This is a genomic window from Pseudomonas sp. LAM2023 (assembly GCF_016620375.1).
Classification (GTDB): Bacteria; Pseudomonadota; Gammaproteobacteria; order Pseudomonadales; family Pseudomonadaceae; genus Aquipseudomonas; species Aquipseudomonas anuradhapurensis.
In genome coordinates this window covers 174,737-198,365 of sequence record NZ_JAENHV010000036.1, presented here as the reverse complement: position 1 = coordinate 198,365, position 23,629 = coordinate 174,737, and the positions used below count along the sequence as shown (strand labels likewise).

Here is a 23,629-nt window from a genome sequence, read left to right as displayed (position 1 = left end):
AAATCTCCTAAGAAACCAGCTTTTCAATTTCCTCCGTAGTTAGACGTTTCAGGGCCTCCAGGGATTTAGCCAGCTCATTCTGCACAGGGTCCGCCTGTGGCGTGAGCTGCTCAAGCTGCGCGCAGTAGCCGCCCAGATCGGGGCTTTCGAACAGCGCTTTCAGGCCGACCGCCAAGCCGAGCTGCTCCTGCACGCGGCTGGTCACCTGGGTGGCGATCAGGGAGTGGCCACCCAGCAGGAAGAAGTTGTCGCCCAGGCCAACCCGGTCGACTTTCAGCACATCCACCCAGATCGCCGCCACCTGCTGCTGCAAGGGCGTACGCGGTGGCACGTGGGCCTCCTCCGCCAGGGCAAGGTCCGGGCGCGGCAACGCCTTGCGGTCCAGCTTGCCATTCGGCGTCAGGGGCAGCTTGCCCAGCAGCACCAGGTAAGAAGGCAGCATGTATTCCGGCAACTGCCTGCGCAACGCACTGCGCAGTTGCTCACGCAGGGCTGCCTGCGCAGCGGCATCGGCCATCACCCCAGGCTCGTCAGGGACTGCATACGCCACCAGCTGCTGGCCACCGGGGCCATCAACGGCCATGACCACGGCTTCGCGCACCGCCTGCTGTTGCAGGCGCACCTCGATCTCGCCCAGTTCGATGCGGAAGCCGCGAACCTTTACCTGATGGTCCACCCGGCCGACATACTCCAGCACCCCGTCAGGCCGATAACGGGCCAGGTCACCGGTACGGTAGATGCGCCCGCCGTGGGCATCGAAGGGGTTGGGGAGGAAACGCTCGGCGCTGAGCCCCGGGCGCTTCAGGTAACCACGGGCCAAGCCGGCACCGGCCAGGTACAACTCACCGACGGCACCCACCGGCACCGGCTGCAGGGCAGCGCTGAGCACGTAGGCAGCACTGTTGTGCAAAGGTCGGCCGATGTTCGCCTGGCCACCGGCCACCCTCAGCGTGCAGGTGGAATAGGTGGTGTCCTCGGACGGGCCATACAGGTCGTACACCTCGTGTACGTGCGCCAGGCGGTAGAGGTCATCGACAAGCGATTGCTTCAGCGCTTCGCCACACAGGTTGATGGTGTTGACCGACGCGGGAATATTGCCGGTTTCGCACAGCTGCCTGATTGCCGATGGCACGGTGTTCACCAGCCGCACCCGGTCCTTCGCCGCCAGGTTCGGCAGTTCGAGGGCATTGCCGGCCAACACCGCATAACCACCCGCCGAGAGGGTGACGAACAGTTCCCACACCGACAGGTCGAAGCAGATCGAGGTGGAAAACAGCACGCCACACAGGTCTGCCTGGTCGTATACCGATAGCGACCAGCCGATCAGTGCCGCCACACTGCGGTGCTCGATCTGCACGCCCTTGGGCTTGCCCGTCGAGCCTGAAGTGTAGATGCAGTAGATGAGGTTGCGGGCACTGCTCACGCAGGCCAGGTCAGTGTCCGGGTAGCCGTCCAGCGGCACCTGGTCCAGCAGCAGCGCGCGCGAGCGGAACTGCTCCGGCATGCGGTCAAGCACGCTGGTCTGCGACAGCAACAGGATCGCCTGGCTATCCTCGAGCATGTACTCCAGGCGGTCCTGCGGATATTCCGGGTCCAGCGGCACATAGGCGCCCCCCGCCTTGAGAATGGCCAGCAGGCTGACGACCATCTCCAGGTTGCGCTGCATGGCGATGCCCACCAGCACATCCGGGCCCACACCCTGCTCGCGAAGCTTGTGCGCCAGCTGGTTGGCCCGGCAGTTGAGCTCGGCATAGCTCAGCGTCTGCGCGCCGAAGATCAGTGCCGGGGCGTCCGGGGTTCGCGCTACCTGCGCCTCGAAAAGCTGGTGAATGCAGCTGGCATCCGGGTAGCTGGCCTGAGTCGCGTTCCATCCTGCAATGATCTGCTGGTGCTCGGTGTCGTCCAGCAGGGCCAGCTCGGCGATACGCTGGTTGGGCAGCTCGACGACGGCGTGCAGCAGGTTCTGCCAGTGCCGGGCCAGAGAGCGGGCCGTCGCGGCATCGAACAGGTCGGTGGCGTAGACCAGCGCAGCACCGATACCGGTCTCGTGCTCAAAGGTTTCCAGGGTCAGGTCGAACTTGGCGGTGTGGTTGTCCCACGCCACGGCGCTCACTTCCAACCCCGGCAGCGTGTGGCGCTCGCCCCTGGCCTGGGTCTGGTGGTTGTACATCACCTGGAACAATGGGCTGTGATTCAGGCTGCGCTCCGGCTGCAGGGCCTCTACCAGTTGTTCGAAAGGCAGGTCCTGATGGGCCTGGGCCTCGACCACCCGTTGCCGGACCTGGCCGAGAAAGTCGGCAAAGGTCAGCGGCAGATCGAACTCGGCCCGCAGGACCTGGGTGTTGACGAACAACCCGACCAGGCGCTCGGTTTCCACCCGATTGCGGTTGGCCACCGGCACACCGACGCGGATATCCGCCTGCCCTGAATAGCGGTGCAGCAGGACCTGGAAGCTGGCCAGCAGCAGCATGAACAGCGTCACCCCCTGTTGCTGGGCGAACCGCTTGAGCGCTCGCGCCTGGTCTGCCGGCAAATCGATGGCCAGGCGTGCCCCCCTGAGGCTGCTGACCGTTGGCCGCGGGCGGTCCAGCGGCATCTCCAGCAGCGGATCCTCGCCGCCCAGCTGGCCGGTCCAGTAGGCCAGCTGGCGCGCCTGCTCCCCGGCCTCCATCCAGCTCCGCTGCCAGATGGCGTAGTCGGCATACTGAATGGGTAGCGCGGGCAGCTGTGCATCCCGGCCCTGGCTGCAGGCCTCATACAGGCGCACCAGCTCTTGCACCATCAATGGCATGGACCAGCCATCGGCGATGATGTGGTGAACAGTCAGCACCAGCACGTGCTCGTGCGCATCGAGCGCCAGCAGCCTGACCCTCAGCAGCGGCCCTCGCTCCAGGTCGAAGCCTTGGCGCGCCTCACGCTCCACCTGCTCGCGCAAGGCTTCCTCGCCCGGCGTATCCAACGGCTCAGGGGCCACCGGCAACACCAGGCGTGGGTGAACCACCTGCTGCACCTGCTCCCCTTGTTGATGGAAGGTGGTACGCAGCGCATCGTGCCTGGCCAGCAGGCCATCGAAGGCACGCTGCAGGGCTACAAGGTCCAGCTTGCCCGTGAAGCGCAGGGCCGAGGAAATGTTGTATACCGCGCTGTCCGGGTCCAGTTTCCAGAGAAACCACTGGCGTTGCTGGGCATAGGAAAGCGGCAACTGCGCGAAGTCTCCGCACACCTGCGGAATGGGCAGTTGCGCCAGGCTGCTGCCCTTGGACGCCAACTTTTCCAGAAACAGCTTGCGCTGCTCCAGCGGCAGCCGAATGAAGCGCTGGACCAGGTCGGTATTGCGGGTATCGGTGCTCATTTCAAACTGCCTCAAGCTCATTCATGAAGTCGTGGAACTCGTCCAGGTCTGCCGTGCGGTCGCGGGTTGCAGCGCTGACAGCGGTGGCGTAATCGCGAAGGTTTTCGGTCTGGAACAGCAGTGCCAGTGGTATGTCCGCAGCCAGTTCCATCTGCAAGCGCGCAACCACTTGCGTGGCTAGCAGGGAATGCCCGCCGAGCTGGAAAAAGTTGTCCGCCAGGCCGACCTGTTCCAGCTTCAGCACCTGCGCCCAGATCGCCGCGATCTGTTGCTCCAGCGCGCTCTGCGGGGCGACGTACTCGCCCTGCAACTGGCTGGCATCCGCCTGCGGCAGGGCCTTGCGGTCGAGCTTGCCATTCGGCGTCAGCGGCAGCTGGTCGAGCAGCAGCAGGTGCGCCGGCACCATGTAGTCCGGCAAGCCAGCCTTGAGCGCAGCACGCAGGCTGTCGCGCAACGCGCCCTGCTCTTGCGTGCTGTCGGCAGGCACCACGTAGGCCACCACTTGCTTGCCGCTCGGCCCGTCCTGGGCCAGCACCACTGCCTCCTGCACGCTCGGCAGCTGCAGCAGGTGTGCTTCGATCTCGCCCAGCTCGATGCGCAGGCCGCGGATCTTCACCTGGTGGTCGATACGCCCGGCGTAGTCGATCACCCCGTCGGCGCGGTAGCGCGCCAGGTCGCCGGTGCGGTACAGGCGCCCGCCGTCGGTGCTGAACGGGTCTGGCACGAAGCGTTCGGCGGTCAGCGCTGGGCGCTGGTGATAACCACGGGCCAGGCCGACACCGCCGAGGTACAGCTCACCGGCACTGCCGCGCACCGCCGGGTGCAGGCTGCCGTCGAGGATGTGGGCCTTGAGGTTGTCGATCGGCTGGCCGATCGGCACGCTGATGGTTTCATCCGCCTGGCAGGTCCAGTGGGTGACGTCGATGGCCGCTTCGGTCGGCCCGTACAGGTTGTACAGGCGCGCCGCCGGCAAACGTTGCAGGGCCTGGCGGGCCAGTTCGGCCGGCAGCGCTTCGCCGCTGCACACCACGCGCCTGAGGCTGACGCAGCGCTCTACCGCTTCGTGGCTCATGAACGCCTGCAGCATCGACGGCACGAAGTGCAGCGTGCTGATGCCGTAGTGGTTGATGGCCTCGACCAGCAACTGCGGGTCGCGGTGCGCCCCTGGCTGGGCGATGACCAGCCGCGCGCCGGTCATCAGCGGCCAGAAGAACTCCCACACCGACACGTCGAAGCTGAACGGGGTTTTCTGCAAAACGCTGTCGCTGGCGCCCAGTGCATAGGCCTTCTGCATCCAGCACAGGCGGTTGACCAGCGCCCGATGGCTGTTGCCAGCGCCTTTCGGGCGACCGGTGGAGCCAGAGGTGTAGATCACGTAGGCGAGGTTCAGCGGCGCTACATCGATGTCTGGGTTGGCATCGCGGTAGCCGCTCAGGTCTTCAGTATCCAGCTCCAGGCAGCGCAAGCCGGCCGGGACCGGCAGGGTGTCGCGCAAGTGCGACTGGCTCAGCAGCAAGGCGATGCCGCTGTCGTCGAACATGTAGCGCAGGCGCTCCTGCGGGTACTCCGGGTCCAGCGGCACGTAGGCGCCGCCGGCCTTGACGATACCGAGCAGGCCGATGACCATCTCCAGGCTGCGCTGCATGGCGATGCCGACCAGCACGTCCGGGCCCACGCCCAACTCGCGCAACCGGTGCGCCAGCTGGTTGGCACGGCGGTTGAGTTCGGCATAGCTCAGGGTCTGCTCGCCGAATACCAGCGCCGGGGCATCCGGGGTGGCGCACACCTGGGCCTCGATCAGTTGATGAATGCTGCACTCGTCCGGGTAGGCTGCCTGGGTGGCATTCCAGCCTTCGACCATCCGTTGCTGCTCCGCCTGATCCAGCAGCGGCAGCTCACCGATGAAGGCATCCGCATTCTCCACCAGCGCCCGCAACAGGTTGGCGAAGTAACCCGCCAGGTGGCCAATGCTGTCATCGCTCCATAGCGCACGGTCGTGGCTATAGTGCATCGATAACGTCGCGCCCAGTTCCACCACCAGGGTCAGCGGATAGTTGGTCTGCTCCTGCACCGCGACATCGCCGAAACGCAGGCCAGCGGGCGCACCCTGTTGCAGCGCTTCGGCCACCGGGTAGTTCTCGAACACCAGAATACTATCGAACAGGGCGTCACCGCCCTGCCCGGCCCAGCGCTGCAGGTCGTACAACGGCGTATGCTCGAACTCGCGCAGGGCCAGGTTTTCAGCCTGCACCTGGCCGATCCACTCGGCCACGCGCTGCTCGGCACGCGGCGCCCCGATCACCGGCAGGGTGTTGATGAACAGGCCGATCTGCTCCTCTACCCCTGGCAGGTCTGCCGGGCGCCCGGCGACAGTGGCGCCGAAGCACACGCTGGCTTGCCCAGTGCAGCGCTGCAACAGCAGCAGCCAGGCCGATTGCACCAGGGTATTGACGGTGACCCGGTTGGCCCGGGCAAAGGCTTCGATGCGCGCAGTCTGCTCGCGGTCGAAGGCCAGGCGGCGCTCGCCGTAGCCGCTTGCGCCGCTGCTACCGACAATGGCCTGGGCCAGGCGGGTTGGTGCGTCCAGCGCCGCCAGGCGCGCCTTCCAGAAGGCTTCGGCAAGCGCCGCGTCCTGGCCTTGCAGCCAGGCGATATAGTCGCGGTAAGGCCTGGCCTGCGCTTGCGGCAGGTGGCCGGCGTAGCGCTGCAGCACCTCCCCGAGCAGGCGCGAGGTGCTCCAGCCGTCCATGAGGATGTGGTGGTTGGTGTAGATCAAGTGGTGGCTGCTATCGCTGGTGCGCACCAGTACCAGGCGCAGCAGCGGCGCGCTGGCCAGGTCGAAACCGCGCTGGCGTTCAGCCTCGGCCAGGGCCTGCAAGGCCTGCTCCAGTGCTGGCTGGCCACGCCAGTCGTGCTCGCTGCACGGCAACGTGACGGTCTTGCATACCACCTGCACGGCCTGCTCCAGCGCGCCCTGCAGGACGAAACCGCTGCGCAGGATGTCATGCGCCTGCAAGGTAGCCTGCCAGGCCTGCCGGAAACGCTGCACATCCAGCCCGTGCACATCCACCCGCAGCTGGTTGATGTAGTTGCCGGCCTGCGCGTCGTAAAGGGTATGAAACAGCATGCCCTGCTGCATCGGTGACAGCGGGTACACATCGGCGATCTGCTGCGCCGGCAGCGGCAGGCTGTCCAGCTGCGCCTGGGTCAGTGCAGCCAACGGGAAGTCCGCCGGGGTCACCCCCTGGTGCCGGCCATCGCAACAGTGTTCGACCAGCTCCACCAAGGCCTGCTGGTAGGCCTGGGCCAGCTTTTCGAGGGTGGCCGGGTGGTACATGTCGGCGCTGTAGGTCCACTCCAGGAACAACTCGCCGCCGTATACCTGGCCGGTGATGCTCAGCCAGTTGCCCAGCGCTGCACCGGCACATTGGCTGCGGCCTGCGCTTTCCCCGCTTGGGGTGAACAGGGCGCCGGCTTCGGCATCGAAGCTGGTATCGAACTGGCCAAGGTAGTTGAAGGTAACCCGCGCCTGGGCGGCACGCCGCAGCTGGTCACGGACATCGGCATCGCCAAGGTAGCGCAGCAGGCCATGGCCGAGGCCTTTGTCCGGCACCGCGCGCAGTTGCTCCTTGATCGTCTTGATCGACTGGCCCAGGTCGTGGCCGGGCGTGAGGCGCACCGGGTACAGGCTGGTGAACCAGCCCACGGTGCGGCTGAGGTCGAGGTCGTCGAACAGGTCTTCGCGGCCGTGGCCTTCCACCTGCACCAGCACCTCGGCGTGCGTACTCCACTGGCACAAGGTCCGTGCCAGCGCAGTCAGCAGCAGGTCGTTGACCTGCGTGCGGTAGGCGGCCGGGGCCTGCCTCAGCAGCTTGGCGGTGCACTCGGCATCCAGCCGGGTGGTGGCGGTGCGGGCATGGCTGTTGGCCAGGCTGCCCTGGGGGTTGTCCCGCGGCAGTTCGGCGTGGTCGCCGGCCAAGGCCTGCAGCCAGTAGTCGCGCTGTGCCTGCAGCGCAGGGCTGCTGGCATGGCTGGCCAGGCGTTCGGCCCAGGCCTGCACCGAGGTGGTCTTGGCCGGCAGGCTCACGGTCTGGCCGGCCAGCAGCTGCTGGTAGGCGGTTTGCAGGTCTTCGAGCAGCACGCGCCATGACACGCCGTCGACCACCAGGTGATGCACCACCAGCAGCAGACGCTGTTGGCCATCGGCAACGTCGAACAGTTCGCCACGCAATAGCGGCCCGTGCTCCAGGTTCAGGCTGGCTTGCAGCTGGTTGCCAGCGGCGTCCAGTTCACTCAGGGCATTGAGGTTGCGCTGCTGCAACAGCGGTGCATCGTCCAGCGGCTGAAAGCGCGCCTGCCATTGCTCGGCGGTGCGAGTGAAGCGCAGGCGCAGGGCGTCGTGCTGTGCGACCACGGCGCGCAGGGCGGCCTCCAGGTGCTTCACCTGTACCGGGCTGGTCGGCTTGAGCAGTACCGACTGGTTCCAGTGCGCCGGTTGGGCGATCTGCATTTCGAAGAACCGCGCCTGCGCTGGCAACAACGCGGCCTCGCCGCTGCTAGCGGCGTCTACGCCTGCCGCTGCAGGCGCTGGCTTGGCCTCGCTGCGCTTGGCCACCTGCGCCAGCTGGGCGATGGTCTGTTGTTCGAACAATTGCTTGGGGCTGATCCGGATGCCCTGACGCTTGGCCCGGGCGATGATCTGCAGGCTGAGGATCGAATCGCCGCCCAGTTCGAAGAAGTTGTCACTGCTACCGACCCGCTCCAGCTTGAGCACATCGGCCCACACCGCCGCCAGCGTTTCCTCGATATCCCCCTGCGGCGCCACATAGCCACGGCTGACTGCACCGGGTACCGGCAACGCACGCTTGTCGAGCTTGCCGTTGGCGGTCAGCGGCAAACGTTCCAGCAATACGATCTGCGCCGGCACCATGTAGTCCGGCAAGCGTGCCAGCAGCAGCGCCTGCAACGCTTCAGCGGTCACCCCCGCTGCGGCGACCACGTAGGCCACCAGCTGCAGGCGCTCGGCGTCACCCTCCAGCGGCAAGGCCAGCACCACGGCCTCGCTGACAGCGGGCAGGCCGGCCAGCATCCGGCCGATTTCGCCGGGTTCCACGCGATAACCGCGGATCTTCACCTGGTCATCGGCGCGGCCGATGAACTCGATCAGGCCATCGGCCGTAAGCCGTGCGCGGTCGCCGGAGCGGTACAGACGGGCACCACCCTCGGCCGGCACGAAGCGCTCGGCAGTCAGCGCTGGCTGGCCCAGATACCCTTGGGCGATACCCTGCCCGCCCAGGTACAGCTCACCGGTCACCCGCGCTGCCAGCGGGTTGAGGTAACCGTCCAGCAGCTGGGCGCAGGCGTTGCCCAGCGGGCGTCCGACCGGCACCGTGCGGCAGCCTGGCAATGGCTGGCCCGGCTCGAAGGTGAGCACGCCGACGGTGGTTTCGGTCGGGCCGTAGTGGTTGATGACCCGGCAGCCCGGGCGCAGCGCGCGAACCTGTTCCAGCAGGCCCCAGCTGCACGCCTCGCCGCCGAGGATCAACGCTTCGGCCGGCAGCACGTCGGCAGCGCGCTCTGCTTGAAGCAAGCCTTGCAGATGGCTCGGCACCAGTTTCAACACGCCGACCTGGTGCTGCGCCATGTAGCTGGCGAAGCCGTCCGGGTCGAACGCCAGTTCCTGCGGCAGCAGGTGCAGCAGGCGGCCCGAGGCCAGGGCACCGAACAGTACGGTGTGGCCCAGGTCGGCGGCAGTGGTGGAGACCATCGCCATGCTCGCTGCAGCTGGCAGTTGCAGGCGCTCGAGCAGCGCCTGGATGTAGCTGGCCAGCGCCCCATGGCTGACCACCACGGCCTTGGGCTGCCCGGTCGAGCCCGAGGTGTAGATCAGGTAGGCTGGCTGTTCAGCGGCAATGGCCAGTTCTACCGGGCGGTCGCTGCAGATTGCCCATTGGGCATGATCGCAGGCGATTACCTGTACGCCATCAAGGCCGGCGAAGCGCTGGTCGCCCGGTTCATGCAACAGCACGGCAGCGCCACTGTCGGCAAGCAGTTGCTGCAAGCGCTCCTGGGGCTGTTGGGGGTCCAGCGGCAGATAGGCGGCGCCGGTCTTGAGCACCGCCAGCAAGGCACTGACCCACTCGATGGAGCGCGGCTGGCACAAGGCAACGATGCTGCCGGTACCGACACCGCGCTGGCGCAGGTAATCGGCCAGGCGGTTGGATGCCGCCTCCAGCCCGGCCTGGGTCATGAACCGTTCACCGGCGCGCACACCGCCATGCGCCTGACCTCGCACCATGGCCTGGCGCCACAGGGCAAGTACATCGCCGTGCGGGTAGGCATGCGCGGGCGCCGGCGTCAGCGCCGGCAGCTCCGGGCTATCGACAATTGCCCGCTGCAGATCGCCGGTCAGTGCATCCAGCACCCGCCACAGCGAACCGGCCATGCGTTCGATGGTGGCCTGTTCGAACAGCTCAGTGGCATAGGTGAAGTAGCCTTCGATGCCGTCGGCCTTGTCGGAAAAGTCGAATGCCAGGTCAAAGCGGGCATCGCCATCGTTCCGCGCGAAACCTTCCACCTCCAGCGTCCCCAGGCGCTTGCGCCCCGCGTCGCGGGCGGCCACGTGCTGGTTGATCTTGAACTGAAACAGCGGGTTGTGGGCCAGGTTGCGCTCCGGCAGCAAGGCATCGACCAGCTGCTCGAACGGCAGCTCCTGGTGCGACTGGGCCGCGCCGATCACCGCCTGTACCTGGTCGAGCAAGGCGGCGAAGGTGGCGCGCTCATCCACTTGCACACGCAACACCTGGGTATTGATGAAGAAGCCGATCAGGCCCTCCAGCTCCTTGCGGTTGCGCCCGGCGTTAGGGGCGCCGATGCGGATGTCGGCCTGGCCACTGTAGCGCGACAGCACCACCGCCATGGCCGCCAGCACCAGCACGAACACGGTGTAGCCGCCTTTGCGCGCCTGGCTGCGCAGGGCTTCGGCCTGCGCGCCTGCGATGTCCACGCGCAGCACCGCCCCGCGCTGGCTGGGCGTGGCCGGGCGCTCGAAGTCCAGCGGCAGGCTCAGCACCGGCTGCTCATCGCCCAGTTGCGCCTGCCAGTAGGCCAGCTGGCGCTGCGCCTCCCCGGCTTCGAGCCAGGCGCGCTGCCAGATGGCGTAGTCGGCGTACTGGATCGGCAAGTCTGGCAACTGCGCCTGGCAGCCCTCGGCCAGGGCGCTGTACAGCTGGACGAACTCCTGCACCAGCACATCGCTGGACCAACCGTCGGCGATGATGTGGTGCATGCTCAGCGCCAGCACATGGTGTTCGGCCTCCACGCGTAGCACGGTCACCCGCAGCAGCGGGCCGGCCTGCAAGTCGAAGGGCTGCTTGAGGGCAGCGTCAACGGCTTCGCTCAGCGACGCTTCGCTGGGCGTCTCGGCGAATTCCACCCACTCGATCGGCAGCGGGCAGTGGTCGAGGATGTCCTGGTAGAACTCGCCCTCCTGCGCGGCGAAGCGCGTGCGCAGCGACTCGTGGCGTTGCACCAGCGCATCCAGCGCCTGTTGCAGCAGCGCCGGGTCCAGCGCGCCTTTCAGGCGGACGGCCAGCGGCACGTTATAGGCCGGGCTGTCGGGTTCCAGCTGCCAGAGGAACAACAGGCGCTGTTGGGCGTACGACAGCGGAATACGGGTCAGGCCCTGACGCGCCGGCACGATGGGCAGCAGGCGGAAGCTTTGCCCGCTGGCCTGCATCTGCGCCAGGATCTGCTGGCGTTGCTCCACGGAAAGGCCAACGAAACGTTGGGCGATGCGTTGTGCTGCAGTGAATTCCATGTCAGGCCTCGGTGAATGCGTTCATCATGTGTTCGATATCGCTCAGGCCGTCATCAGTCAGCGACAGGCCCTGCTCGTCCAGTGCCTGGGCGAACGCGCGCAACTCGGGGTGGGTGAAGATCAACTGCAGGGGCATGTCCAGCCCCAGCTCCAGGTTGATCCGCGATACCACCTGGGCAGCCAGCAACGAGTGCCCGCCCAGTTCGAAGAAGTTGTCGTTCAGGCCAACCCGGTCAACGTTCAGCAATTGCGCCCAGAGGCTCGCCAGTTGCTGTTGCCGCGCGGTCTGCGGCGCCTCGTAGGCGTGTTGCGACTGGCCCAGGTCAGGCAGGGGCAGCGCCTTGCGGTCGAGTTTGCCGCTGGGGGTCAGCGGCATGTCCGCCAGGGTCACCAGGCAGGCCGGGACCATGTAGTGCGGCAGGCTGGCCCTGAGGTGCTGCTGCAACGCCAGGCGCAGGTCACCGTCGTGGCCATCGGCCGGCACGGCATAGGCGCACAGTTGCTTGCCGCTGGGCAGGTCGATGGCCACCACGGTGGCTTCGCGCACGCCCGGGTGCGCCCGCAGGCACTGCTCGATCTCGCCCAGTTCGATACGGAAACCGCGCACCTTCACCTGGTGATCGACCCGGCCGCGATAGGCCAGCTGGCCGTTCTCGTCGTAGTAACCAAGGTCGCCGGTGCGGTACAGGCGGCCACCGCCGAGCGGGTCGAACGGGTCGGGGATGAAGCGCTCGGCGGTGAGCGACGGCTGCTGGTGGTAGCCACGCGCCAGGCAGCCAGCGCCGCCAATGAACAACTCGCCAGGCACGCCGGTCGGGGTCGGTGCCAGGCACTCGTCCAGGGCATACAGGGTGCGGCCCGGCAAGGCGCGGCCAATGGGCACACCACCCTGGCCGATCTGCGCCGCAGTCATCTGCGAACAGTCGTAGGTGGTGGCGACCACGGTGGCTTCGGTCGGGCCGTAGGTGTTCAGCAGGCGCACCGCTGGCGGGCCATCGGCCAGCCAGGCGCGCAAGGCATCTTCCGGCACCGCCTCGCCGCCGACATGGATCTGCCTCAGTGGGCCATAGGCCTCGGGGCCGTGGCGCTCCAGGGCCAGCAGGCGCCAGTAGGCAGCCGGCAGGTCGGCCACGGTCACGCCGTGGCGGTTGATCTCATCCAGCAGGGTGGCCGTGCCCCATATCCGCGCATCGCGCAGGACCACACAGGCACCCTGGGCCAACGGTGGGAAGAACTGCTCGATGAAGCCGTCGAAGCTGATGGTGGCGAACTGCAGCACGCGGTCGTCCGGGCCCAGGCGCGAATACTGCGCAGCCACCTGGCAGAACAGCGCCAGCGCGTGATGGTCGATGGCCACGCCCTTGGGCATACCGGTGGAGCCGGAGGTGTAGATCATATAGGCCAGGTTGTGTGGTGCAGCCAGGTTGGCCAGCGGCTCGGCGGGCCAGGCCTGCAGCCACTCGCTACCGGGCTCCAGCAGCACGCAGGGCAACTGCTTGCCCGCTTGCAGGCGCTCACGCGAGGGCGCGTCGGCCAGCAGCAGGCCGATGCCACTGTCTTCGATCATGCAGGCCAGGCGCTCTTGCGGGTAATCCGGGTCCAGCGGCACGTAGGCGCCGCCCGCCTTGTGAATGGCGATCAACGCCAAGGCCATGCCCAGGCCACGCTCGACGGCCACGCCCACCAGGCGCTCCGGCCCCACGCCCATGGCGCGCAGACGGTGCGCCAGCTGGTTGCTGCTGCGGTCCAGTTCGGCGTAAGTCAGTTGCTGGTCGCCGCAGATCAATGCTGGCGCATCGGGCCGCGCCCGCGCCTGGCGCTGCAGCAGTTGGTGCGCGCACAGGCCGCCAGCGGCCTGCTGTGGCGGGTTCCAGCCGTAGATCAGTTGCTGGCGCTCGGCAGCGCCGAACAAACCCAGCTCACCAATGCAGCGCTGTGGCTCGGCGCAGATAGCCTCCAGCAGCGCCAGCCAGTGCCCGGCCATGCGTTCGATGCGCGCTGCGTCGAACAGGTCGGTCGAGTAGTTGAACGATGCCGTCACCCCGTCGGATCGCTCCAGGGTGTTGAGCGAGATATCGTATTGCGCGCCCGGCTCCTGCAGGTCCACTTCCCTGACCTGCAATCCGTGCAGCGCATCGCTGGCCACCTGCTCGCCGAGGTCGCGCAGGTGGTTGTAGAGCACCTGGAAGAACGGGTTCACGCCCTGCTCGCGTTCCGGGTACAGCGCCTCGGCCACCTCGAGGAAGGGCACGTCCTTGTTGGCCTGGGCCTGCAAGGTGGTTTCCCTGATCGCCGCCAGCAATTGTGCGAACGGCTGGCTGCCATCGACATCGATGCGGGCCACCACCACGTTGATGAAGAAGCCGATCAGGCCTTCCAGCTCCTGGCGGTTGCGATTGGTGACCGGCACGCCGATGTTGAGCGTGCCCTTGCGGCTGTAGCGCGCCAGCACGATGGCATAGGCCGCCAGGAACACATGGAACAGCGTGGCATTGGCTGCCAGCGCCAGTGCCCGCAAACGCTCGCTGAGGGCCTGCGGCAGGCGCACGTCGAAGCGGCTGCCACGGTAGCTTTTGAGCGGTGGCCGAGCACGGTCGGCCGGCAGCTCGAGCACCTCGAAGTCGTCTTCCAGCCGCGCCTTCCAGTAGTCGATCTGGGCCTGCATCTGCCCTTCGGCCAGGCACTGGCGTTGCCAGGCGGCGAAGTCGGCGTACTGCACCGGCAGCGGCTCGGGAGTGTACGCCTGGCCGCTTGCTGCGGCGTTGTAGGCGGCGGCGACCTCACGCACCAGCAGGCTCATCGACCAGCCGTCGGAGACGATATGGTGCAGGGTCAGCGACAACAGGTGCTCCTGCTCATGCACCTTGAACAGGCGCGCACGCAGCAGCGGGCCGTGCGCGAGGTCGAACGGCACAAAGGCCTCGGCCTCCAGCTTGCGCAGCTGCGCGGCGTGGTCCTGGCCGCCGAGGTCTTCGAAACCGATCACCACCGAGGCCGCTGGCAGGATGCGCTGCCAGGGGAGGCCTTCGGCTTCAACGAATACCGTACGCAGCGATTCGTGGCGGGCCACCAGCGCATCCAGCGCTGCCTGCAGCGCCGCACGGTCGAGGTTGCCCTGCATGCGCACCGCCATCGGCGTGTTGTAGGCCAGGCTGTGCGGGTTGAGCTTCCAGAACAGCCACTGGCGGTGCTGCGACCGGGACACCGGCAGTGGTTGCTGGCGATCGAGGATTTCGATGTCCAGGCCGGCGCCCTGTTCGCCCTCGGCCACTGCCTGGGCGAAGCCTTGCAGGTCGACGGTGTCGAACAAGCTGCGCAGCGGAATCTCCAGGCCCAGTTGCTTGCGTACCCGCGACACGGCCTGGGTGGCCAGCAGCGAATGCCCGCCGAGGGCGAAGAAGTTATCGCTCAGGCCTACCTGCGGCACGTGCAGCACCTCGGCCCAGATCCGCGCCAGCTGCAGCTGCAGCGGGGTCTGCGGTGGCTGGTAGGCCTTCTGGCTGGCGACCGGCTCCGGCAACGCTTTGACGTCGACCTTGCCATTGGCAGTGACCGGCAGGTGTTCCAGCACCATCAGGTGGCTCGGCACCATGTGTTCGGGCAACAGGCCTGTGAGGGTGGCACGGATCGAGTCTTGCCAGGCCAGGCTGTCTTTCGGTGACCGGGTGGGCACCAGCCAGGCGGCCAGCTGCAGGTGCGGCGCCTGGCCATGGACCCGTACCAGGGCGTTGGCGACACCGTCGAGTGCACGCAGCTGGTTTTCGATTTCGGCCAGCTCCACGCGGTAGCCACGGATTTTCACCTGGCCGTCCATGCGCCCGGCAAATTGCAGCTCGCGGCCTTGGCGCACCCAGTCACCGCTGCGGTACAGGCGCTGGCCATGGCTGCCGTTCGGGTCGGGGACGAAGCGTTCGGCGGTGAGTGCGGGGCGGTTCAGGTAGCCACGGGCCAGCCCGGCGCCACCGATGTACAGCTCGCCCTTGGCTTTGGCCGGCAGGGGTTGCAGGCAAGGGTCGAGCAGCGCAACGCGGGTGTTGGCCAGCGGTTGACCGAGGCTGGCTTGCCCGTTCAGTTCGGCCACCAGTACGCCGACGGTGGTCTCGGTCGGGCCGTAGTGGTTGAACACGCTGAGCGCCGGCGCCAGCTCACGGACCTTGGCCAGCAGGCCCGGGCCGCTGGCTTCGCCGCCGAGTACCAGGCACTGCGCCGGCAACGCCGAACGGCCAGCCACCAGCATCGCCTCCAGGTGCGACGGCACGATCTTCAACGCATCCACCTGGTGCTCGACCAGATAGGCCGCGAAGCCTTCGGCATCCAGCACCTGCTGACGAGACAGCAGATGCAGGGTATGGCCACCGCACAGGGCGCCGAACAGCATGGTGTGGCCAAGGTCCGCGGCCGGGGTCGAGACCTGCGCCATGCTGCGGATACGCTCGACCGGCAGGCGCGCGCTGATACCATCGACATAGTTGGCCAGGGCCGCGTGGCTGATCGCCACGCCCTTGGGCTGGCCGGTGGTACCGGAGGTGTAGATGACATAGGCGAGGTTGCCCGGGGCCGGGGCGACACGGCTGCCGCTGCCGCTTGCGGATTGCGTCCAGTCCAGGTGCTGCACAGCGTCGGGAAGTTCCGCCTGCCAGTCACCATACGCCAGCAGCAGCTGCGTGCCACTGTCGCGGAGCAGGTAGGCCAGGCGCTCGGCGGGTTGCTCGGGCTCCAGTGGCAGGTAGGCGCCACCGGCCTTGAGCACACCGAGGATGCTGGCGAGCATGCCGACGCTGCGGTCAGCCAGTACGCCGACCAGCGTGTCCGGCCCGACCCCGACTTCGACCAGCCGGTTGGCGACGGCCTCGGCGCGGCTGTCGAGCTCAGCGAAGCTGGCCTGCTCGCCCGCGGCCATTACCGCCTGGCGCTCGGGGTGACGGCTGGCAGCGGCGGCAAAGCGCTGGTGGACCAGCAGGGTTTCGCCAGCCTGCACAGGCGCGTCAACGGCAGCGGCCAGGCCGGGCAATGGCAGCTCGCCGACTGCGCCAGGCGCTTCGTCAGCCAGGCCCTGCAGCAGGGCCAGCCACTGCTCGCCGAGGGTTGCGATGGTGGCCGCATCGAACACATCGGTGGCATAGGTGAACGCCGCATGGAGTTGCCCCGCTCGCTCGTGCGTATCCAGCGCCAGGTCGAAGCGCGCACTGTGCCTGGCCAGCGCGATCGGCGCCAGGCTCAGGCCGCTGCGGGTTTCGATGGCCTGCACATCGGCCACCTGCGCCTGGTGGTTGAACAACACGCGGAACAGCGGGCTGTCGCTGCTGCGCGGCAGGTCCAGGGCCTCCACCAGCTGTTCGAACGGCAGGTCCTGGTGGCTTTGTGCGCCCAGCGCAGTTTCGCGCACGCGCCGCAACAGGCCGGCAATGTCCAGCAATGGGTCAATCTCGGTGTGCAGCACCTGGGTATTGATGAAGCAGCCGATCAGCCCCTGGCTTTCCGCTCGGTTGCGGTTGGCGATGGGCACGCCGACGCGGATCGCCGATTGGCCGTTGTAGCGCTGCAGCAGCAGCTTGAAGGCTGCCAACAGGACCATGAACAGGGTGACATTGTGTTTGCGTGCCAGGCCGCGCAGGCGGTCGGCGACATCGGCGGCAATGACGAACTCGTGGCGCGCACCGCGATAACTGGGGCGGCCCTGGCGGCTGCGGTCCAGTGGCAGCTCCAGCGGCGCATGGTCGTCGCCCAGGTGTGCCCGCCAGTAGTCCAACTGGTGTTCCTGCTCGCCGGCCTGCAGCCAGCAACGCTGCCACAGGGCGTAGTCGCGGTACTGGATCGGCAGCGGCTGCAGGCCGGCATCGGTGCCGGCCACGGCGGCGTCGTACAGGCGCAGGAATTCGTCGATGAGCACATTCATCGACCAACCGTCGGCGACAATGTGGTGCAGGGTCAGCAGCAGGACGTGTTCCTGCTCGGCCAATTGCAGCAGGCGCACGCGCAGCAGCGGGCCGCTGGCCAGGTCGAACGGGGCCAGGGCTTCGGCTTCGGCGATGGTCTCGATGGCAGCTTGGCGGGCGTCCTCGTCCAGCTCGGCCAGGGCATCCTGGTGCAGCTGCAGCGGGGCTGCAACGGCGTCCACCTGCTGGCGTACGTCATCGCCGTCGGCGACGAAGCGGGTGCGCAGGGTTTCGTGGCGGGCCACCAGGGCATCGAAGGCCTGCTGCAGGGCAGCCAGCTCCAGTGGGCCGTGCAGGCGTACGGCTAGCGGCAGGTTGTAGGCCGCGCCCTGTGGGTCGAGCTGCCAGAGGAACCACATGCGCCGCTGGGCGTACGACAGCTGGTCACGCTCGGCTACCTCGACGCCGGGTGCGATCGGCAGCACGGAGAAGTCCATGCCCTCGCCCTGCAGTGCCTTGAGGAACAGGCGGCGCTTGTCGGGAGCGAGCGCGATGAAGCGACGGGCGAGCTGGAGGGTTTGATCAGCATTCATGTCGAGCGGTGTCCTGGCAGTCGAGCGGTAACTGTCAGACGAAGGCATCGGGGGCTGATTTAGGGGCGGCGGGTGATCGTCTTGAGGGGTGTGGCGCCAGGGAGATCGAGCGCCGCCCGCGCGGCGCATCGCGAGCTACGCTCGCTCCTACGTTTGTTTCGGGCCAATTATTCCTGTGAGATTTACGCACGTACGCCTTGGCGCCCGACGGGATATCGCGTCGTATACGCCAGGCGGTCGCGCGCACCTGTCACAGGCGTTACTGGCCCGAAACAAACGTAGGAGCGAGCGCAGCTCGCGATGCGCCGCGCGGGCGGCGCTCGATCGCCCAGGCACCACAAAACCCCAACCATGCACCTGTCAGCCCAACCCCTCACGATGCCCCTGCGCCATCGCTACCACCACCTTGCGCTTGCCGGTAAACGGCGACCGCGCATGCGCCGCGAGCATGTTGTCGAGCATCAGCACATCGTTTTCCAACCATGGGAAGCTGATGGTGCATTCATCCAGCACCCCGCGCACCTCATCGAGCAACGAATCCTCGATGGCCGTGCCGTCGCCGTAATACACGTTACGCGGCAGGTCCTCCTCCTCGACAATGTCCATCAACGACTCGCGCACCTCTGGCTGCAGGTTCGATACATGGAACAGGTGCGCCTGGTTGAACCACACGTCCTCGCCGGTCGACGGATGCCGCGCCACCACCTGGCAGCGCTGGCGGGTGCGCAATTCACCGTCGTCCTTCCAGATGCACTCGATGGCATGCGCCCGGCAGTAGGCCTCGACCTGGCGCGGGTCTTCGCTGTTGAACACCTGCGACCATTCCACGTCCAGGCCGTTGCCATAGTTGCGCACGTATATCAGCCCTTTCTCCACCAGCCGCTCACGAATGCGTGCCGGCATGCGCCGGTACACCTCGCGGCTGTCGGCGATCGGTGTCTCGCCACCGGTCTCGGCGGGGATCACGCTGTAGAACCAGATCTTCATCGGCCATTCCCGGGTGTAGGCCTGCTCGTTGTGCAGGGGGATGCGCTGGTGCGCCGGGTACTCGGTGGAGGTGTACACACCCTGGGTCACGTTGCTGCGCGGGGTAGACCCGAACTCGTAGTTGAGCAGCGGGTGGCCAAAGGCCGCGGCGAACTGGCGGAAGGCTTCGGCGCCCGCCACCTCGAAACCACGAAACAGGATGCCGCCGGCCTGCAGCAGATGGCGGTCCACCAGCGGCTGCAGCTCGGCAAACGCTTCCAGCAGGTCGATGCCCGGCTCCGGCGCGCGTACCAGCAGCGGCAGGTTGCCGCGTGCGGCGTCCAGGGGTTCGATCGCGAAGCTCAGCAGTTCACTCATGTCCGGTCACCTCAAGCCAGGGCCGCGTTGGCGGCGAAATCGGGATGTGCGCCATGGCAGCGCCTGACTAGATGAACGAGCGGCCCTGAGGGAAATTCACCGGCGCCCCAGCCGCAGGTAAAGCCAGGGCGCGCCGGTTCGTCTGAACGATGTGCACCCTTTTATCGCCCAGGAACCGTACATGACTCGCCAGCTCCTGCTCCTAACCCTGCTCGCCGCAGCGCCGACCGCCTGGTCGGCGCAACAATGCGCCGTGGAAATCCATGGCACCGACCAGATGACGTTCGACAAGGCCGCCATCAGCGTGCCGGTGGCCTGCAGTGCGTTCACGGTCACCCTCACCCACCCTGGCGCCATGCCGAAGAACGTGATGGGGCACAACTGGGTGCTGAGCACCCAGGCCGAAATGCAGGGCGTACTGGATGACGGCCAGAAGGCTGGCGAGGTGCAGGACTACATCAAGCCTGGCGACAGCCGGGTGATCGCCCACACCCGCCTGATCGGCGGCGGCGAGCAGGACAGCGTCACCTTCGATACCAAGCTGCTGAAAGCCGGTAGCGCCTACAGCTTCTACTGCTCGTTCCCGTTCCACAGCACCTTGATGAAGGGCACCCTGACCTTCGGCAGCTGACCCACTCCACCAGCGAGATCACGCTTCATGAAAACCTCTTCTCCCGGGGCCATCCGCGAACTGCTGGGCCTGCTTCAACCCTACCGCACGGCGGTGCTCGCCTCGGTGTTGCTGGGCATGCTCGGCGGCCTGGCAGTGACCGCCCTGCTGGCCACCGTCAACCAGGGCCTGCATGCACCGGGCGGCATGAGCCAGGGCCTGCTGCTGGCCTTCGCCGGCTTGTGCCTGCTGGCCCTGGTCAGCAGCGTGGCCGCTGACAGCGGCACCAATTACGTCGGCCAGAAGGTCATCGCCCGGCTGCGCAAGGACCTCGGGGCGAAGGTACTGTCGGCCCCCATCGAGCAGATCGAACGCTACCGCAGCCACCGCCTGATCCCGGTGCTGACCCGCGACGTCGACACCATCAGCGACTTCGCCTTTGCCTTCGCCCCGCTGGCCATTTCGCTCACCACCGTGTCCGGTTGCCTGGCCTACCTGGCGTGGCTGTCGTGGCCGATATTCCTCATTACCCTGGCGGCGATCGGCATCGGCAGCGGCGTGCAGTACATCGCCCGGCAAAAAGGCGTGGCCGGCTTCAACGCCGCGCGCGATGCCGAGGACAACCTGCAGAAGCACTACACAGCCATCGCCGAAGGCGCCAAGGAGCTGCGCATCGACCGCCGCCGCCGCCACGCCATGCTGACCCGCAACATCCAGGGCAGCGCCGATTTCATCGCCAGCACGCATATCCGCGCCATCAACATTTTCGTCGTGGCCAAGAGCCTGGGTTCGATGCTGTTCTTCGTGGTCATCGGCCTGACCCTGGCGTTGCAGTCGCTGTGGCCAAGCAACGACCCGGCGGTGATGAGCGGCTTCGTGCTGGTGCTGCTGTACATGAAAGGCCCGCTGGAAACCTTGATCAGCAACCTGCCGATCCTCGGCCGTGCCCAGGTGGCGTTCCGCCGTATTGCCGACCTGGCCGAGCGCTTCTCGTCGCCCGAGCCACACCTGCTGCTGGAACCACCGGCCAGGCGCGCCGCCCCGGCCAGCGCGCACCTGGAACTGCGCAACGTCGAGTACGCCTACCCACCAGTGGACGGCCACGAACCGTTCCGCGTAGGGCCGGTGAACCTGAGCATCGAGCCGGGCGAGATCCTGTTCATCGTCGGCGAGAATGGCTGCGGCAAGACCACGCTGATCAAGCTGCTGCTGGGCCTGTATACCCCGCAGCGCGGCGAAGTGCGCCTGAACGGCAAGGCCGTCGGCCCGCAAGGGCTGGATGACTATCGCCAACTGTTCACCACGGTGTTCGCCGATTACTACCTGTTCGACGACCTGCCCGAGCACGAACACAGCCTGCCTGGTGATGCCACGCGCTACCTGGAACGGCTGGAAATTGCCCACAAGGTGAGCGTACGCGATGGCGCCTTCACCACCACCGACCTGTCGACCGGGCAACGCAAGCGCCTGGCGCTGGTCAACGCCTGGTTGGACGGGCGGCCGGTGCTGGTGTTCGACGAATGGGCGGCGGACCAGGACCCGACCTTCCGCCGGGTGTTCTACACCGAACTGCTGCCGGACCTGAAGCGCATGGGCAAGACCATCATCGTGATTTCGCATGATGACCGCTATTTCGATACGGCGGACAAGCTGGTGCACCTGAGCAGGGGTCAGATAATCGAAGCGCTTGAGCCGGCATGAACCGGCAGCAGAAGCTGTAAAGCCGTGGTCAACGACTTCTATAGCCTCTCTCTAATCGCTCTATAATTCGCTATAAACCGCTTTCCTGCAGGGCCTTGCCTTGGGATAGCCGCATAGCGTCAGGGGGCTGCGAAACAGCCCCATCAGGCAGGATTCAGAACAACCAGCGATACAGCAGATAGGCCACCAGCACCGCCAGCACTGGCCGTAGCACGCGGTAGGCCTTGGGGTTGGCGCGCTTGAACTGCTTCACCTGGGCACTGATGCGGTTGCTGAAACGCTTGCTCCAGGCATAGGCCTGGTTGATCCCGCCCACGCGCTCGTCGTCGGTGTTCTGCGGTGCGGTGGCACGGCCGAGGAAGGCGCTGACCTTGCGGTTGATGCGGGTCATCAGGGGGCTGCTCAGCGGGCGTTCGATGTCGCAGAACAGGATTACCCGGGTAACGTCGGTCTCGTTCTTGACCCAGTGCACGTAGGTCTCGTCAAACATCACATCTTCGCCATCACGCCAGGCGTATTCCTCGCCATCGACGTAGATGCGGCAGGCGTCGGAGTTAGGCGTGGACAGCCCCAGGTGGTAGCGCAAGGAGCCGGCGAACGGGTCGCGGTGCGGGTTCAGGTGGCTGCCACCCGGCAGCAGGGCAAACATCGCGCCCTTGACGTTGGGGATGCTGCTGACCAGCTCGACGGTACGCGGGCAGAGGGCTTCGGCCGAGGGCAGCGGCTTGTCGTACCACTTCAGGTAGAAGCGCTTCCAGCCTTTCTTGAAGAACGAACCGAAACCGGCGTCGTTATCCTTTTCGGCGGCGCGGATATAGCCCTCGTCAAACAGGCGCATGGCCTCTTCACGAATTTCCTGCCAGTTGTCCTTGAGCACATCCAGTTCGGGGAAGCGCTGGCGATCCAGGTAAGGCTTGGATGGCACCTTGGAAAACAAGTACATCAGGCTGTTATAGGGGGCGAACAGCGCCGAATGGTTGACGAACTGGCGCAACACCGGCAGGCGAGCCTTGCCGCGCAGGTGCACGAACAGCACACTGCCGAAAAACACCAGCAAGACACCCGCCTTGGCTGCAAAGGAAACGGTCATGCTTTCACTCCTTGAGGAAGAGACAGCGCCAGGGCCCTGCACTCCGGTAAATCATCCTGCCATCATAAACCGCTGCCGCCGGTGTAAAAACAACCCGGGCGGCAACTCATTGATGAAGATTTTGCAATGAACCCGGCCAGCGAACGTTGCGCCGGGTCAGCGACAAGGCCAATTACTGCTGGTTTTCCTGCTCGCTGAACATGTCGGCGAACAACATGCTGGACAGGTAGCGCTCACCGGAGTCGGGCAAGATTACGACGATGGTCTTACCCTGCATCTCCGGTTTTTCGGCCAGGCGCACGGCCGCTGCCATCGCCGCACCACAGGAAATACCACAGAGGATGCCCTCTTCCTGCATCAGGCGGATGGCCATGGCCTTGGATTCCTCATCGGTCACCGTCATCACCTGGTCGACCATCGACAGGTCGAGGTTCTTCGGCACGAAGCCGGCGCCGATACCCTGGATCTTGTGCGGGCTGGGCTTGAGTTCCTCGCCGGCCAGGGTCTGGGTAATCAGCGGGGATGCCAGGGGTTCCACGGCCACCGACGTGATCGCCTTGCCCTGGGTCTGCTTGATGTAGCGCGACACACCGGTGATGGTGCCACCGGTGCCCACGCCTGCCACCAGCACATCGATCGCACCATCGGTGTCGTTCCAGATTTCCGGCCCGGTGGTCTTCTCGTGGATGGCCGGGTTGGCCGGGTTTTCGAACTGGCCAGGCAGGAAGTACCGGGCCGGGTCCGAGGCGACGATTTCGTTGGCTTTCTCGATCGCGCCCTTCATGCCCTTGGCCGGGTCGGTCAGCACCAGCTCGGCACCCAGCGCCTTCAACACCTTGCGCCGCTCCAGGCTCATCGAGGCGGGCATGGTCAGCATCAGCTTGTAGCCACGGGCAGCGGCGACGAAGGCCAGGCCGATGCCGGTGTTACCGGAGGTGGGCTCGACGATGGTCATGCCGGGCTTGAGCTTGCCGCTGCTCTCGGCGTCCCAGACCATGTTTGCGCCGATGCGGCATTTGACCGAGTAACCCGGGTTGCGCCCTTCGATCTTGGCCAGGATGGTCACGCCGCGTGGGGCGATGCGGTTGATCTGCACCAGCGGCGTATTGCCGATGGAATGGGCGTTGTCTGCAAAGATACGGCTCATGGCAGGGGTCCTTGGCATGAAAGACAGCAGGGAAAGACCTCAAGGGTAAGCCCGCCCCGGTAGCCCGTAAAGCCCGTTCGAACTCAGCGAGCCGCGT

Annotated in this window: 8 protein-coding genes; 2 read left to right on the top strand and 6 right to left on the bottom strand. The window is 66.4% G+C overall.

Annotation, left to right across the window (positions count from 1 at the left end):
- Window positions 1-7: 7 nt before the first annotated feature.
- From JKP78_RS20695 to JKP78_RS20680, 4 genes are all read right to left on the bottom strand, one after another.
- Window positions 8-3,352, bottom strand: coding sequence for a non-ribosomal peptide synthetase (locus tag JKP78_RS20695; protein ID WP_200627452.1), 3,345 nt, complete (start codon window positions 3,350-3,352; stop codon window positions 8-10).
- 1 nt (window position 3,353) lies between these two features.
- Window positions 3,354-11,171, bottom strand: coding sequence for a non-ribosomal peptide synthetase (locus tag JKP78_RS20690; protein WP_200627450.1), 7,818 nt, complete (start codon window positions 11,169-11,171; stop codon window positions 3,354-3,356).
- A 1-nt stretch (window position 11,172) separates the two neighbouring features.
- Window positions 11,173-17,640 carry a non-ribosomal peptide synthetase gene (locus tag JKP78_RS20685; protein WP_200627448.1) on the bottom strand — a complete coding sequence of 2,156 codons (6,468 nt, stop codon included), beginning with the start codon at window positions 17,638-17,640 and terminating at the stop codon, window positions 11,173-11,175.
- Window positions 17,641-18,000: 360 nt separating this feature from the next.
- Entirely contained in the window at window positions 18,001-18,984 is a 984-nt protein-coding gene (locus JKP78_RS20680; RefSeq protein WP_186687810.1) for a TauD/TfdA family dioxygenase, read from the bottom strand.
- 181 nt (window positions 18,985-19,165) lie between these two features.
- On the opposite strand from JKP78_RS20680, the gene azu reads away from it, so the two are divergent.
- A complete protein-coding gene (azu, locus tag JKP78_RS20675) occupies window positions 19,166-19,615 on the top strand; it encodes an azurin (protein ID WP_200627446.1) in 450 nt (149 codons plus the stop codon).
- Window positions 19,616-19,642: 27 nt separating this feature from the next.
- A complete protein-coding gene (locus JKP78_RS20670) occupies window positions 19,643-21,295 on the top strand; it encodes a cyclic peptide export ABC transporter (protein ID WP_200627443.1) in 1,653 nt (550 codons plus the stop codon).
- Between the two features lie 154 nt (window positions 21,296-21,449).
- On the opposite strand, the gene JKP78_RS20665 is transcribed toward JKP78_RS20670, so the two are convergent.
- On the bottom strand, window positions 21,450-22,385 hold the full coding sequence (locus JKP78_RS20665) for an aspartyl/asparaginyl beta-hydroxylase domain-containing protein (protein ID WP_200627441.1): 936 nt from the start codon (window positions 22,383-22,385) through the stop codon (window positions 21,450-21,452).
- A 172-nt stretch (window positions 22,386-22,557) separates the two neighbouring features.
- Complete coding sequence (cysK, locus tag JKP78_RS20660) at window positions 22,558-23,532, bottom strand: cysteine synthase A (RefSeq protein ID WP_186687821.1); 975 nt, start codon at window positions 23,530-23,532, stop codon at window positions 22,558-22,560.
- Window positions 23,533-23,629: the final 97 nt, after the last annotated feature.